The organism is Streptomyces sp. SLBN-8D4 (assembly GCF_049739545.1).
Classification (GTDB): Bacteria; Actinomycetota; Actinomycetes; order Streptomycetales; family Streptomycetaceae; genus Streptomyces; species Streptomyces canus_C.
Genome location: NZ_JBMGQC010000001.1, coordinates 4,869,185 through 4,883,237, shown reverse-complemented (window position 1 = coordinate 4,883,237; position 14,053 = coordinate 4,869,185). Strand labels below are relative to the sequence as shown.

10 protein-coding genes and 1 tRNA gene are annotated in these 14,053 nt (G+C 70.6%); 4 read left to right on the top strand and 7 right to left on the bottom strand.

The features are described from left to right. Positions 1-149: 149 nt before the first annotated feature. From RKD20_RS22045 to RKD20_RS22025, 5 genes are all read right to left on the bottom strand, one after another. Positions 150-1,622 (bottom strand): peptidoglycan D,D-transpeptidase FtsI family protein, encoded by a 1,473-nt coding sequence (locus RKD20_RS22045; RefSeq protein ID WP_424879235.1) that lies wholly within the window; start codon positions 1,620-1,622, stop codon positions 150-152. Beyond that, a complete protein-coding gene (locus RKD20_RS22040) occupies positions 1,619-3,070 on the bottom strand; it encodes an FtsW/RodA/SpoVE family cell cycle protein (protein ID WP_359427140.1) in 1,452 nt (483 codons plus the stop codon). The genes RKD20_RS22045 and RKD20_RS22040 overlap by 4 nt, the downstream gene beginning before the upstream one ends. Positions 3,071-3,097: 27 nt before the next feature. Further along, positions 3,098-4,663 (bottom strand): Stp1/IreP family PP2C-type Ser/Thr phosphatase, encoded by a 1,566-nt coding sequence (locus RKD20_RS22035; RefSeq protein ID WP_424883287.1) that lies wholly within the window; start codon positions 4,661-4,663, stop codon positions 3,098-3,100. Positions 4,664-4,761: 98 nt separating this feature from the next. Beyond that, positions 4,762-5,274 carry an FHA domain-containing protein FhaB/FipA gene (locus RKD20_RS22030; RefSeq protein WP_020119464.1) on the bottom strand — a complete coding sequence of 171 codons (513 nt, stop codon included), beginning with the start codon at positions 5,272-5,274 and terminating at the stop codon, positions 4,762-4,764. A 10-nt stretch (positions 5,275-5,284) separates the two neighbouring features. Further along, positions 5,285-6,166 carry an FhaA domain-containing protein gene (locus tag RKD20_RS22025; RefSeq protein WP_020119463.1) on the bottom strand — a complete coding sequence of 294 codons (882 nt, stop codon included), beginning with the start codon at positions 6,164-6,166 and terminating at the stop codon, positions 5,285-5,287. Positions 6,167-6,646: 480 nt separating this feature from the next. On the opposite strand from RKD20_RS22025, the gene RKD20_RS22020 reads away from it, so the two are divergent. After that, positions 6,647-6,733 (top strand) — tRNA-Leu (locus tag RKD20_RS22020). Positions 6,734-6,850: 117 nt separating this feature from the next. Here the strand turns inward: RKD20_RS22020 and RKD20_RS22015 are convergent. Both RKD20_RS22015 and RKD20_RS22010 read right to left on the bottom strand, forming a co-directional pair. Then, positions 6,851-9,364 (bottom strand): FtsX-like permease family protein, encoded by a 2,514-nt coding sequence (locus RKD20_RS22015; RefSeq protein ID WP_424879234.1) that lies wholly within the window; start codon positions 9,362-9,364, stop codon positions 6,851-6,853. Then, positions 9,358-10,278: an ABC transporter ATP-binding protein gene (locus RKD20_RS22010; RefSeq protein WP_424879233.1), complete on the bottom strand. Its 921-nt coding sequence runs from the start codon at positions 10,276-10,278 to the stop codon at positions 9,358-9,360. The genes RKD20_RS22015 and RKD20_RS22010 overlap by 7 nt, the downstream gene beginning before the upstream one ends. A gap of 190 nt (positions 10,279-10,468) precedes the next feature. Between RKD20_RS22010 and RKD20_RS22005 the strand changes: the two genes are divergently transcribed. From RKD20_RS22005 to RKD20_RS21995, 3 genes are all read left to right on the top strand, one after another. Then, on the top strand, positions 10,469-11,776 hold the full coding sequence (locus RKD20_RS22005; protein ID WP_424883286.1) for a sensor histidine kinase: 1,308 nt from the start codon (positions 10,469-10,471) through the stop codon (positions 11,774-11,776). Then, positions 11,776-12,408, top strand: coding sequence for a response regulator transcription factor (locus RKD20_RS22000; protein WP_402268004.1), 633 nt, complete (start codon positions 11,776-11,778; stop codon positions 12,406-12,408). Before RKD20_RS22005 ends, RKD20_RS22000 begins: the two co-directional genes overlap by 1 nt. Before the next feature lie 118 nt (positions 12,409-12,526). Then, entirely contained in the window at positions 12,527-14,050 is a 1,524-nt protein-coding gene (locus RKD20_RS21995; protein WP_424879232.1) for a DUF2252 domain-containing protein, read from the top strand. Positions 14,051-14,053 lie beyond the last annotated feature (3 nt).

Genomic DNA, 14,053 nt, shown 5'->3' with positions numbered 1-14,053 from the left:
CGTCGGTCCCGACGGACACGTGTGTGCCGTCGGAGGCTGCACTCCGGGCCTACCGTACCCGGCTAGCTTTGTGTGACCTGGCCAAGTGCGTCACCCGATACAGGACCGGTATCGCAACGTGCACCGATGTGAAGGCGACGTGAGCGGGGTCACTTCTTGGAGTCGATGACCGCCTCCATGACGCGCTTGGCGATGGGCGCCGCGAGACCGCTGCCGGAGATGTTCTCGCGGACCGCGTTGTCGTCCTGGACGACCACGGCCACGGCGACCGGCGCGCTGTCACCGACCTTGGCGTACGAGATGAACCAGGCGTACGGGTTCTTGCTGTTGTTCTCGCCGTGCTGGGCGGTACCGGTCTTGCCGCCGACGGTGACGTTGTCGATCTGGGCCGTGGTGCCGGTGCCCTTCTGGACGACGGTCTCCATCATCGACTGGAGGATCTGGGCGTTCTCCGCGGACAGCGGCTCACTCAGCTTCTCCGGCTGGGTCTTCTCCAGGGTGTCCACGTTCGGTGCCTGGAGGGAGTCGACCATGTACGGCTTCATCAGGGTGCCGTTGTTGGCGACGGCCGAGGCGACCATGGCCATCTGGAGCGGGGTCGCGGCGGTGTTGTACTGGCCGATGGAGGACAGCGCGGTCTGCGAGGGGTTCATGTCGTTGGAGAAGACCGACGCGCTGGAGCGGACCGGCGTGAACTGCTCCTCGGTGAAGCCGAACTTCTTGGCCTCTTCGAGCATCTTGTCGTTGCCGAGGTCGGCGCCGATCTTGCCGAAGACGGTGTTGCACGAGTACTGCAGCGCGACCCGCAGGGTGGCGTTCTTGCAGGGGATGTTGCCCTCGTTCTTCAGCTGGGTCGTGGTCCCGGTCATGGTCCAGGGCAGCGGGGAGTCGGTCTTCTCGTCGGCCGTCTTGTACAGGCCGTTCTCCAGCGCGGCCGCCGCGGTGATGACCTTGAAGGTGGACCCGGGCGGGTAGACCTCGCGCAGCGCCCGGTTGAGCGCTGGGTCGTCGGGGTTGTTCTTCTTGTCGATCTTCTTCCACGCCTCCGCGTCGGAGTCGCTGCCGCCGGCGATCGTTGAGGGGTCGTACGACGGGTAGGAGGCCAGCGCCAGGATCTTGCCGGTGGAGGGCTCGATGGCGGCGACCGCGCCTTTGCCGCCCTGCTTCTTCAGACCGTCGTAGGCGGCCTTCTGCGCGGCGGAGTTGAGGGTGGTGACGACATTGCCGCCCTCCTTCGGCTTGCCGGTGAGCATGTCGAGGGTGTTGCGGAAGAAGAGCCGGTCGTCGGTGCCGGTGAGAATGCCGTCCTCGATGGACTCCAGCTGGGTGGCGCCGTAGGACTGCGAGACGAAGCCGGTGACCGGCGCCCACATGGCACCGTCCTTGTAGGTGCGCTTGTACTTGAAGTCGCCCGAGGTGGTCTCGGCGTGCCCCGTGATGGCCTTGCCGCCGACGATGATGTCGCCGCGGGGGGTGGCGTACCGCGCGATGAGCACGCGGCGGTTGTCCGGGTCCTCCCTGAGGGTGTCGGCCTTGACGTACTGGAGCCAGTTGTCGCGGATGAGCAGGGCGAGGACCAGGAGGCCGCAGAAGATCGCGATCCGGCGCAGGGGCTTGTTCATGACGGGCGGACCACCTGGGTCATCTCGGCGTCGGGGCTGGGGGCGGGGGCGGGCGCCGGGCGGCGCGCGGTGTCGCTGATTCTGATCAGGATGCCGATGAGGGCCCAGTTGGCGATGACGGAGGAACCGCCGTACGCCAGGAAGGGCATCGTCATACCGGTCAGCGGGATCAGACCCATCACACCGCCGGCCACCACGAAGACCTGGAGCGCGAAGGCGCCGGACAGTCCGATGGCGAGCAGCTTGCCGAAGGGGTCGCGGGCGGCGAGGGCGGTGCGGACGCCGCGCTCCACGATCAGGCCGTAGATCAGCAGGATCGCCATGAGGCCGGCCAGGCCCAGCTCCTCGCCGAAGGTGGCGAGGATGAAGTCGGAGTTGGCGGCGAAGCGGATCAGCTCGGAGTGGCCCTGGCCCCAGCCGGTGCCGAGGGTGCCGCCGGAGCCGAAGGCCCACAGGGCCTGCATGGCCTGATCGGAGTGGACACCGGTGACACCCGGAGTGCGACTCAGCGTGTACTCGCGCATCGGGTCGAGCCAGGCCTGGACACGTGTTTTGACGTGCGGTTCGAAGCTGGCCACACCGACCGCACCCGCCGCGGACATCAGCAGACCGAAGACGATCCAGCTGGTCCGCTCGGTGGCGACGTACAGCATGATGATGAACATTCCGAAGAACAGCAGCGAGGTACCGAGGTCGGTCTCGAACACCAGGATGAGGATCGAGATCATCCATACGACGATGATCGGACCGAGGTCACGGCCGCGCGGCAGGTACAGACCCATGAAGCGGCGGCTGGCGAGGGCCAGGGCGTCGCGCTTGACCATGAGGTAGCCGGCGAAGAACACCGCGAGGACGATCTTGGCGAACTCACCGGGCTGGATGGTGAAGCTGCCGATCTGGATCCAGATCTTGGCGCCGTAGGTGATGTTGGCGCCGAGGCCCGGGACCAGCGGGAGGAGCAGCAGGACCAGCGCGCCGACCATGGAGATGTAGGTGTAGCGCTGCAGGACCCGGTGGTCCTTGAGGAAGACCAGGACGACGGCGAAGAGGGCGATGCCCATCGCCGTGTAGATCAGCTGGTTGGTGGCCTTGCCGCCGGCGACATGGATCTGCTGGAGCAGCTTGGACTGGTCGAGGCGCCAGATCGCGACGAGCCCGAGGCCGTTGAGCAGCGTGGCCAGCGGCAGCATCAGCGGGTCCGCGTACGGGGCGAACTTGCGGACGACGAGATGGGCGACGCCGGCCAGCAGGCCGAGGCCCAGGCCGTAGCTCAGCAGCCCGGCCGGGACCTGGTCGTTGATGGCCAGGCCCACGTTGGCGTAGGCGAAGACCGGGATGAGGACGGCGAACACCAGCAGCGCCAGCTCGGTGTTGCGACGGCTGGGAGCGCCGATCGCGCCGATCGTGGACGTGTGGTGCGTCGACGTGTTCGAAGTACTGCTGCTCATCGTGTGCCAGGGCCTCTCACGGCTTGCCTACTGCGTACCGCAGTTCCCGACGACCTGCTTCTCCTCGTCCGAGAGAGTGGGGCCGGGGGTGGGAGTGGGCTTCGGGGATGCGGAAGCGCTCGGGGACGGGGAGGTCGTGCTCGTCGGGGTCGGTGTGGCCTTTGACGTCAGAGAGGACCGAGTGGTTCCCGTGGTGCCGCCGGCCTGGCCCTCGCCCGTCTTGGAGTTCTTCTTGCCCTCCGTGGCCTGCGCCTGGGCCTCCTTCTTGCACGCGGAGGCCTGCACGCCCAGTTCGTCGATCTTCTTCTGGGCCGTCTTCAGATCGCCCTCGGCGATGGTGCCCTCGACCGACTTCTGCTGGTACGGCGGCAGGTACTTGAGTTCGATCTCGGGGTGGTCCTTGGACACCTTCGAGAGCGAGACCCACGCCAGGTCCTGGCTGATGCCCCGGTACAGCGCGACGTGCTCGCCGTTGGTGCCGACGTAGTACTGGGTCTGCGTCCAGCGCCAGCCGCCGTACAGGCCACCGCCGATGACGGCGAGGGCGAGGACCGAGTAGAACGATCTCTTCAGCCACTTGCGGCCCTTGCGGGGCTTGACGAAGTCGTCGTCGGAGTAGTCGCCGAAGCTGGCCGCGGGGATGTAGCCGGTGGTGTCGGAGGGGTTGGACGGCCCGAAGTCGCCGCCCCCGCCCTGCCCGTGGCCCTGGCGGCCGAGCCCGGAGGCGCGGCCCGCGGGGGTCTGCATGATGCCGTTGTCGTGCAGTTGGTGCTGGTTCTCGGCGACCGCGCCGACCACGACCGGGGTGTCGGAGAGCTGCCCGGCGAGGGTGTCCCCGGTGTCCAGGTCCAGGACGTCGGCCACGATGACCGTGATGTTGTCGGGGCCGCCGCCGCGGAGCGCGAGCTGGATGAGCTCCTGCACGGTCTCCTGGGGGCCCTGATAGCTGGCGAGAGTGTCTTCCAGGGTCTGGTGGGAGACCACGCCGGAGAGGCCGTCGGAGCAGATCAGATAGCGGTCGCCGGCGCGGACCTCGCGGATGGAGAGGTCGGGCTCGACGTGTTCGCCGCTGCCCAACGCCCGCATCAGCAGGGAGCGTTGGGGGTGGGTGGTGGCCTCTTCCTCGGTGATGCGGCCCTCGTCGACCAGGCGCTGCACCCAGGTGTGGTCCTGCGTGATCTGCGTGAGGACGCCGTCGCGCAGCAAGTACGCGCGCGAGTCGCCGACGTGCACGAGGCCGAGCCGCTGGCCCGTCCACAGCAGCGCGGTCAGGGTGGTCCCCATGCCTTCGAGCTGGGGGTCGTCCTCGACCATGGAGCGCAGCTGGTCGTTGGCGCGCTGGACGGCCACGCCGAGCGAGGTGAGGACGTCGGAGCCGGGGACGTCGTCGTCGAGGGCGACGATGGTGGAGATGGCCTCGGAGGAGGCGACCTCGCCGGCGGCGGCGCCGCCCATGCCGTCGGCGATGGCGAGCAGGCGGGGCCCGGCGTATCCGGAGTCCTCGTTGCCCTCCCGGATCATGCCTTTGTGCGATCCGGCGGCGAAGCGCAGTGACAGACTCATGCGCACCTCGCCTGTCGGCTCCGGGTACATCCGCACGGTGCCCACCCTCCGGTCGGGAGCGCGCCGGGGCCCGGGGTGGGGGCCCACACCGCGTGCTCGCTCCGCTCGCGCCTATTCATGATGTAGCACTACTTCCGCAGCTCGATGACGGTCTTGCCGATGCGGATCGCCGCGCCCAGCGGAATCGGTGTCGGGGTCGTCAGCCGCGTTCGGTCGAGGTACGTGCCGTTGGTGGAGCCCAGGTCCTCGACGATCCACTGACCGTCGCGGTCCGGGTAGATCCTGGCATGCCGGCTGGAGGCGTAGTCGTCGTCCAGCACGATGGTGCTGTCGTGCGCCCGGCCCAGCGTGATGGTCTGGCCTTGGAGCGCGACCGTGGTGCCGGTGAGGGTGCCCTCGGACACGACGAGCTTGGTGGGTGCGTTACGGCGCTGGCGGCCGCCGGCGGCCTGCTGCTGGCGCTGTTGCGGAGGCGCCTGCCGCTGGGCCTGCTGGGCCCGGCCGGCCTCCCGGCGCGCGCCGCGCTGGGTGACGCGCGTACCGAACAGGTCGCTGCGGATGACCTGAACGGCCACGATCACGAACAGCCACAGTACGGCCAGGAAACCCAGCCGCATGACCGTCAGGGTCAGCTCTGACATTGCCCCCGCTTCACCCTTCGGCTTGCCGGTAAATGATGGTGGTACTGCCCACGACGATCCGCGAGCCGTCGCGGAGCGTAGCGCGGGTGGTGTGCTGCCCGTCCACCACGATGCCGTTGGTGGACCCGAGATCCTGGATCGTCGAGGGCGTTCCGGTCCGGATCTCACAGTGCCGGCGCGAGACGCCGGGGTCGTCGATCCGCACGTCGGCTTCGGTGCTGCGGCCCAGCACCAGCGTGGCGCGGGAGATCTGATGGCGGGCGCCGTTGATCTCGATCCAGTGGCGGGTACGGGAGCCCGGCGCGGGCGCGCCGACCGGGCCGCCGGCGCCGGGGCGCTGGGCCTGGGCCGACTGTGGATAGCCGTAGCCGCCGGGGGCGCCACGGCCGGGAGGCGGGGCGGCCGGCATGGGCGGGGCGCCCGCCGGAGCGGCCGGCGGGTAGCCGTAGCCGCCGCCGGGTGCCGGTGCGCCGCCCCGGCCGGCCGGGGCCGCGGGGCCGGGGGCCTGCTGGTTGGTGGAGGAGGCGAGCGTACGGCTGCGCACCCGGTACAGGCCGGTGTCGAGGTCGTCCGCCTTTTCCAGGTTGACCTTGATCGGGCCCATGAAGGTGTAGCGCTGCTGCTTGGCGTAGTCGCTCACCATGCCGGCGAGCTCGTCGCCGAGCTGGCCCGAGTACGGGCTGAGCCGCTCGAAGTCCGGCGTGCTCAGCTCCACGATGAAGTCATTGGGTACGACCGTGCGGTCGCGGTTCCAGATGGTCGCGTTGTTGTCGCACTCCCGCTGGAGCGCGCCCGCGATCTCCACGGGCTGGACCTCGGACTTGAACACCTTGGCGAAGGTGCCGTTGACCAGACCTTCGAGACGCTGCTCGAACTTCTTCAGGACTCCCATGAGGCACCTCCTCCGTCCTTGCCGTCCTGGGTACTGCGCCGGCTGCTGCTTACCTGGTACTGCTTACTGATCGTATCCACGCGCCGGTGAATCGGCTGGTTCCCCCTGTCGGCACGGTCGACGGGTGTCGACGCCTCCGAAGTTCCCTGTGGAGCTCCACTTCGAACTCCGCAGTCGAAGTCCTCTGTGCACTCCTCTGTCAAGGATCGTAGAGGCGGCCGCAGACCAGTGTCCCGCACCTGACTGTGGACCCCTACCTGCTCCTGGGGAGACGGGTGCTACCGGTACGAGGTTGATACGTGAACCGGCACAGGTTGATACGTGGCCGACGGCACCCCGTTTCGGTGGACCGTTTGCGAAGCCGCTGGTGGGCGGCTGCCCCCGGATATGGGATGTGAACCCACCCCCTCCAGCGTGCTAATGTTCTGCGTGTCGGAAGGCGCCGCACCGCAAGGCGAGGAGCCCGAGGACACACCCAATGCGCGGGTGGCGGAATAGGCAGACGCGCTGGATTCAGGTTCCAGTGCCCGAAAGGGCGTGGGGGTTCAACTCCCCCCTCGCGCACCACTGGAAGCCCCTCAGGTCCTGGACCTGAGGGGCTTCTTTTTGTCCCTTCGCGGGGCCGGGTGGTGGGCGTGTACGAGGGGGTGGGGTGGTGGTGTGGCTCACCCTGTGAGGTCTCTCTCACTCCCTCGTACCGGCCAGTTCCACGGCTCTGCGGCGCATCGCCCAGGCGGCCGGGAGGACCGAGAACGTCACGGCGAGGACCGCGCAGGCTCCGCCGACCACCGCGAGCTCCGGCCACGGGATCCGCATCGGAGCGTGCACCGACAACAGGCCCAACGCACCCTGCATCCCGGCCAGGTTGATCCCGGCGACCAGGAGCCCGAGCACTCCGCCCACCGCCACGACCGTCAGCGCCTCGGCGCCGACCAGCCGCAGCAACTGGCGGCGGGTGGCCCCGGCGAGGCGGAGCACGGCCAGGTCGCGCAGCCGGTCCGAGGTCGCCATGACCATCGTGTTGGCCAGCGAGATCCCGGTGTAGAGCAGGGCGATGCCGAGTACCAGCAGAAAGCCGTACCGGGTGGTCCGGTCGGTCCCGGGGTGACTCGCCCGCAGCCACTCGTCCCGGGTCAGGACGTGTCCGCCCGTGGTGCGCAGGGCTCCGGCCACGGCAGCCGGGTCGGCACCGGCCGCGAGGGTGACGTCCACGCGGTCGATGTGGGCGCCGGGGGCGTTGGCCGGGGTGACATAGACGCCGTTGTCACCGGTGCCGGTCGTCATCACCGCGGCGATCCGCAGCGACTTCCTGGTGCCGTCGCCGAGCCACACGTCCACGGTCTGCCCGACGGTGTGCCGCTCCCATTCCTCGTTGACGATGATCGACCCGTCGTCGAGGTCGCTCACCTTTCCGGCGGCCAGGGGGAGGCCGGCGGTTGCGGCGAGCGGTGCGGCCTCGGCGGCGCGGGCCTCGGACCTGATGAGGGCCACGCCGTCCTCCAGGACGAAGACGGCGCTCGACGAGCTCGCGGAGACCGTGGTGCCGGGGATCGCTCGGAGCCTCTGGAGTGTGTGCGCGTCGAAGCCCGGGGTCTCGGTGGAGATGGTGTCCCAGCTGTCCGCGGGGCGTTCGCTCCCGGCATGGTCGGCGTCCCCGGCGGGGACGACCACGAAGTCGGCCGTGGTCCGCTCGCGTGCCTCGGTGGCCCTGGCCGCGTTCAGCGTGGCGGTCGCGCCCAGCAGTGAGCCCGTGAGGGCGACCGTGACCAGGACGGGTGCCGCCACGGCTGCTGTACGGCGGACTCCCGCGGTCGCGTTCTCCCGCACCAGCATTCCTCCCGCGCCCGGGAGCTGGGCCGGCAGCCAGGCGAGCAGCCGGGTCAGCGGCCGCACCAGGACCGGCGCGAGCAGCGCGACCGCGGTGATCAGCAGCATCGGACGGCTGACGTACGTCTTGCGGTGCAGCAACTCACCCGGGTCGGTGACCAGCGCCAGGGCCAGCGTCACCGCGGCGGTCAGCAGCAGGCCGGAACCGAACAGCAGGCGGCCCCGTGTCATCGCTCGGGCATCCACGGAGGCCTCGCGCAGTGCTTGGGCGGCACCGGTGCGGCCCGCCCGCCAGGACGCGGCGACAACACCGAGCAGCGCGACGAGCAGACCCGTCCAAAAGGCCATGTGGTACGGCCACTTGGCATCACCGATGGCGAACCAGCCAGGAGCGAGGCCGACTTCGACCACCCAGGCGGCGAGGCGCGGGGCGCCGTACGAGCCGAGCACACAGCCGGTGGCCGAGGCGAGGACACCGACCAGCAGCGCCTCCGCGGACACCGTCCGGCGGATCTGCCCGGGCGTGGCTCCCGCGGTGCGCAGCAGGCCGAACTCCCGGCGCCGCTGGGCGACCGCGAAGGCGAAGGTGGACGCCACGACGAACACCGACACGAAGGCGGTGACTCCGCCGGCGGTGCCGAACAGGGCGTTCATCGCGGTGAGCGCCTCCCGGTCGCGGTCCGGGCCCGGGTCGGCGAGACGGCGGGCGCTGCCGGTGAGCACGTGGACGGAGTCGCCTTCCACTGCTTCTCGTACGTCTCGTGCGGCTGCCTCCACCACGAGTTGCGTGTTCTTCGGGGACAACGCGGCGGCGCGGGCGTCGGTGTAGAAGACAGCGGTCTCGAAGCCCCGCGAGAGGACGGTGCCTACGACCCGCACCGTGCCGTGGTCGGTGCGGAGCCGGTTGCCGGGATGCGTCCAGTCACCGGTGACGACCACTTCGTCCGCTGTACGGGGTGCGCGGCCCTCGGCGATCTCGTACGGGGCGAAGGCGGCGGTGGACCAGGGGTGGCCGACGAGATGGCCAGGGCCGCCCTCGGCGCGCACCGGGAAGGAGCGGTCCGGGACGACCGTGCCGAGCTCCTTCAACGCGGTCACGGTGGCCTCGGGCACCGCCCGGGGGTGGGCGAGTGTGCGTGTTTCACGTGAAACATGGGCGCCGATCGAGGTCGGCACGCTCAAGGTGTTCTGGCCCTGGACGACGACTGGTGCGAGGGCGAACCGCTCCGGCTGTCTCTCCGGCGCGTCCAGGGAGGAGGCGAGGGTCAGGCCCATCACGGTGAGCAGGGCGACGCCGAGGGAGAGCGCGACGAACGTGCCCAGGAAGGTGGACCACCGGGTGCGGAGGGTGTGGAGGGCGATGATCAGCACGGCTGGCCTTCCGGGCGGGTCCCGGTGCCGGACGCGGGGTGAGGTCCGGGGTGCGGTGTGGGGTGGGGTGCGGGAAGGGCGGCCGGTCGGGCCGGTGGTGTGGTTTCCAGCGTGGCCATGTGGGTGGCGATGTCGCTGGTGCCCACTCCGACGAGTTCACCGTTGACCCGGCCGTCGACGAGGAAGACCACGCGGTCGGCGTAGGACGCGGCCACGGGGTCATGGGTGACCATGACGACGGTCTGGCCCTCTCGGTCGACCATGGCACGCAACAAGGTCAGTACCTCGCGGCCGGTCTGCGAGTCCAGGGCGCCGGTCGGTTCGTCGCCGAAGAGGACTTCAGGGCGGGTGACCAGGGCACGGGCCAGGGCGACGCGCTGCTGCTGGCCGCCGGACAGCTCTGTCGGCCGGTGCCGGGCGCGATCGGCGAGGCCGACCTGCTGGAGCACCTCGCGGATGCGGACCTTCGGAACGCGCCGGCCGGCCAGCCTGAGCGGCAGGGCGACGTTCTGCTCGGCGGTGAGTGAGGGCAGCAGGTTGAACGCCTGGAAGACGAATCCGATGCGCTCCCGCCGGAGCAGGGTCAGTCTGGTCTCGCTGAGCGTCGTGAGCTCGGTGCCGCTCATGGTGACGGAACCCGAGGTGGGCCGGTCCAGGCCCGCGGCGCACTGCAGCAGGGTCGACTTTCCGGAGCCGGAGGGGCCCATGACGGCGGTGAAAGTGCCGCGGGGGAAGGCGAGGGTGACGTCGTGGAGTGCGGTGACGGTCAGGGTGGTGTCGTCTGGTGAGGCGGGTCTGCTGTTCCTGTGGTGCGTTCTGTTGCGCGTCCTGCCGTATGCGCTGCCAGGTGCCCTCCCAGATGCCTTGCCGTACGTCCTGCTGACGGATCGCAGGCTGATGGCGTCGGTGGTCATGGGTCCCCCACTCGTCCGGTGTTCTCGGTGGCTCCACGAAACCGTTCGGAGGTACTCGGGCGCAGTGCGGCGGGACCGAGTCCTGGGGTAGGGCCGGCCATACCCCGACTCCTCCGTCCTGGCTCATGGCCCCGCCCCGCGCCGCGCTTCTACGGTGATCCGCATGCATCCTCGGAATGTGTGGCAAGCCATGTCCCGGCCGGGCTTCCTGCTGTCGGCGTGGCCCTGGCGCTCGGTCGGTTATCTGCTGAGCGGTGCGGTGGCCGGCATGGTCGCGCTGGTGGGGATCGTGACGCTGGCGGTGGTCGGCGGGGCGCTCACCGCCGTACTCGTGGGACTGCCGTTGCTCGTCATGCTGGCGCTGTCCGGTGTCGTGGTCGCGCGGGTGGAACGGCGGCGGCTGCGCCTGGTCGACGCGGACCCGGTACCTGATCCGCACCGGGCGCCTGCCGCCACGGGGCTGCGGCCCTGGCTGACGACGCGGCTGAGGGAACAGGCGACCTGGCGCGAGTTCGGGTACACCCTGCTGTTCGCCGGGCTGCTCTGGCCGGTCGACGCCCTCGCGGTCACCGTCGCTCTGCTCTTTCCGCTCTCCACGGCCGCCACCCCGCTGCTCTTGGCCACGGTCGGGGACGGCCGGGAGACGAAGGTGCTCAAGCAGTGGACGGTCACCACCTGGCCGACGGCCTTCGGGGTGGCCGTACTCGGGCTGCTGATCCTGGCAGTGGGCCTGTACGTGCTGGGGGTCGTGGCGGGCGCCCGGGCCGGCCTGACGCGGCTGTTGGTCGCTTCGCGTGACGGTGAGCTGGACGCCAGACTGGTCGAACTGAGCCGTTCGCGTGTGCGGTTGGTGGACGCCTTCGAAGCGGAGCGCAGGCGCATCGAACGCGATCTGCACGACGGGGCCCAACAGCGCCTGGTGGCCCTGACGATGGCTCTCGGCCTGGCCCGTCTCGACGCCCCGTCCGGACCGCTCGCCGACCAGCTCGCCAAGGCCCACGACGAGGCGGGCAAGGCCCTGGCCGAGCTGCGCGAGCTCATCCAGGGCATCCACCCCAAGGTCCTCGCGGACTACGGTCTGAGCGCCGCCGTCGCCGACGCCGCGGACCGCTCCGTCGTTCCGGTCGACGTCGATCTGTCGGTGCCGGGGCGGCTGGACCAGGCGGTGGAGGCGGCCGCCTACTTCGTGGTCTGCGAGGCGCTGGCCAACGTTGCCAAGCACAGCGGGGCGGGCCGGGCCGAGGTGCGTGGCGGCCACTCGCGCGGACGGCTGCTGCTGGAGGTGCGGGACGACGGCCGCGGCGGCGCGGACGCCTCGGCGGGCAGCGGGCTGACCGGACTCGCCGACCGGGTGTCGGTCCTGGATGGCAGACTCTCCCTGTCCAGTCCGCCGGGTGGTCCGACCCTGTTGCGTGTGGAGTTCCCTTGCGAGGTGACGGAGCCGGCCGAGGCGCGCGGGACGCACGGGGTGACGGCGAAACGCGATCGCTCCGGATAGTGCTCGCCGAGGACAGCGTGCTGCTGCGCGAGGGGCTGATCGGTCTGCTCGGCCGCTGCGGCCACGAGGTCGTCGCGGCGGTCGGCGACGCCGAGGCCCTGCTGGTCGCGGTCGAGGAGCACAGCCCCGACATCGTCGTGACCGACGTCCGTATGCCGCCCGGCTTCCAGGACGAGGGGCTGCACGCGGCGGTCCGCCTGCGGGAGCGGCGCCCCGGCCTGCCGGTGCTGGTCCTCAGCCAGTACGTGCAGCGGGCGTACGCCTCCGAACTCCTCGACTCCGGAGACGGCACGGGTGTCGGCTATCTGCTCAAGGACCGGGTCGGCCAGGTCGAGCAGTTCGTCGACGCCCTGTGCGAGGTCGCGGACGGGGGGACCGTCGTGGACCCCGAAGTCGTACGGCAGTTGCTGCGCCGGCGCCGTGATCCGCTGGAGCGGCTCACCCCGCGCGAGCGGGAGGTCCTCGCGCTGATAGCCGAGGGCAAGTCCAACGGGGCGATCGCCCGGGAACTGGTGGTGTCCGAGGCCGCGGTCGGCAAGCACATCGGCGGCATCCTGACGAAGCTGGACCTGCCGCCGGCGGAGGAGACACATCGGCGGGTGCTGGCTGTGCTGGCGTACTTGCGGGCGTGAGGGGCGCGGGCCGTGTCTTTTCTCCCAGGGGTTTTCCACAACTGTGGAGTCACGGCTGTGGAGTTGTCCACAGGGTCTGACGCGTTTCGGCCGGTGGTTGTACGGTCTGCACGAGTTGATGTTCTTGCGAGTCACGGGGGAGGCGGTCGCTGTGACCGGTGCCGGTGTGGAGGCGACGGCCGGGGCGCAGGCCGGTGAGGGGGCCGGGGCGTCGGAGGTGCCTGCCTCGGAGTCGGCCCATGCGGCCCCCGGCTCGGCCCGGCGGCGACCCAGGGTGCGCGGCTTCGCCCAGTGGCCCGTCGAGGGCTCGCCCAAGAAGGAGGGCAAGGCCCTGCGGGAGAGCGTCCCGCGCAGTGCCCATGCGGCGCTGGACCTCGACCCCTCCCGCCCCGGCGCGGTCGACGCGGTCGAGGAGTCGAGCCGGGGCCGTCTGCCCGAGCTCACTCCGCTGCGGGTCGGCCGGATGGCGGCGACGCCGTTCGCCTTCCTGCGCGGCTCGGCCGGCCTCATGGCCTACGACCTCGCCCGCACCCCGATGACCAGGATCAGCGCCCAGATCTGCGGCGACGCGCACGCGGCGAACTTCGGCCTGTACGGCGACGCCCGCGGCGACCTGGTCATCGACCTGAACGACTTCGACGAGACGGTGTACGGCCCCTGGGAGTGGGACCTCAAGCGGCTCGCCGCCTCCCTGGTCCTCGCGGGCCGGGAGACCGGCGCCGACGAGGACACCTGCCGTGCGGCGGCGCACGGGGCGGTGGGCGCGTACCGGCGCACCATGCGGCTGCTCGCCAAGCTCCCGGTGCTGGACGCGTGGAACGCGATCGCGGACGAGGAGCTCGTCTCCCACACCGACGCCCATGACCTGGTCGGCACGCTGGAGCGGGTCTCGGAGAAGGCGCGGGCCAACACCAGCGGGCGCTTCGCGGCGAAGTCGACGGAGCTCGCCGAGGACGGCGGCCGGCACTTCGTGGACGCCCCGCCGGTCCTGCGCCGGGTGCCGGACGAGGAGGCCGCGGCGGTGGCCGCGTCCCTGGAGCACTACCTGTCCACGCTCTCCGAGGACCGCCTCCCGCTGCTGGCCCGCCACGCGGTGCACGACGTGGCGTTCCGCGTCGTCGGCACGGGAAGCGTGGGCACCCGCTCCTACGTCGTCCTGCTGCTGGACCATCGCGGCGAACCGCTGGTCCTCCAGGTCAAGGAGGCGCGGCCCTCGGCCCTGCTGCCGCACCTGGTCACCGCGGGCTTCGACGTGCCGCCGGTCGACCACGAGGGCCGCCGGGTGGTCCTCGGCCAGAAGCGGATGCAGGTCGTCAGCGACATCCTGCTGGGCTGGACGACCGTCGAGGGCCGTCCCTTCCAGGTGCGCCAGTTCCGCAACCGCAAGGGCAGCGTCGACCCGGCCGCCCTGTCCGCCGACCAGATCGACGACTACGGCCGCATGACAGGCGCCCTCCTGGCCCGCGCCCACTCGCACAGCGTCGACCCGCGACTGGTCTCCGGTTACTGCGGCAAGAACGAGGAGCTCGACGAGGCCGTCGCCACCTTCGCGGTGACCTACGCGGACCGCACGGAGGCGGATCACGCGGAACTGACGGCGGGGATCCGGGCGGGGAGGGTCGCGGCGGAGACCGGGGTGTGAGGA

Bases quoted from the DNA above. Each gene is read 5' to 3' on its own strand.
- RKD20_RS22045 (WP_424879235.1), bottom strand. From the start codon at position 1,622: ATGAACAAGCCCCTGCGCCGGATCGCGATCTTCTGCGGCCTCCTGGTC.
- RKD20_RS22040 (WP_359427140.1), bottom strand. From the start codon at position 3,070: ATGAGCAGCAGTACTTCGAACACGTCGACGCACCACACGTCCACGATC.
- RKD20_RS22035 (WP_424883287.1), bottom strand. From the start codon at position 4,663: ATGTACCCGGAGCCGACAGGCGAGGTGCGCATGAGTCTGTCACTGCGC.
- RKD20_RS22030 (WP_020119464.1), bottom strand. From the start codon at position 5,274: ATGTCAGAGCTGACCCTGACGGTCATGCGGCTGGGTTTCCTGGCCGTA.
- RKD20_RS22025 (WP_020119463.1), bottom strand. From the start codon at position 6,166: ATGGGAGTCCTGAAGAAGTTCGAGCAGCGTCTCGAAGGTCTGGTCAAC.
- RKD20_RS22010 (WP_424879233.1), bottom strand. From the start codon at position 10,278: ATGACCACCGACGCCATCAGCCTGCGATCCGTCAGCAGGACGTACGGC.
- RKD20_RS22005 (WP_424883286.1), top strand. From the start codon at position 10,469: ATGTCCCGGCCGGGCTTCCTGCTGTCGGCGTGGCCCTGGCGCTCGGTC.
- RKD20_RS21995 (WP_424879232.1), top strand. From the start codon at position 12,527: ATGTTCTTGCGAGTCACGGGGGAGGCGGTCGCTGTGACCGGTGCCGGT.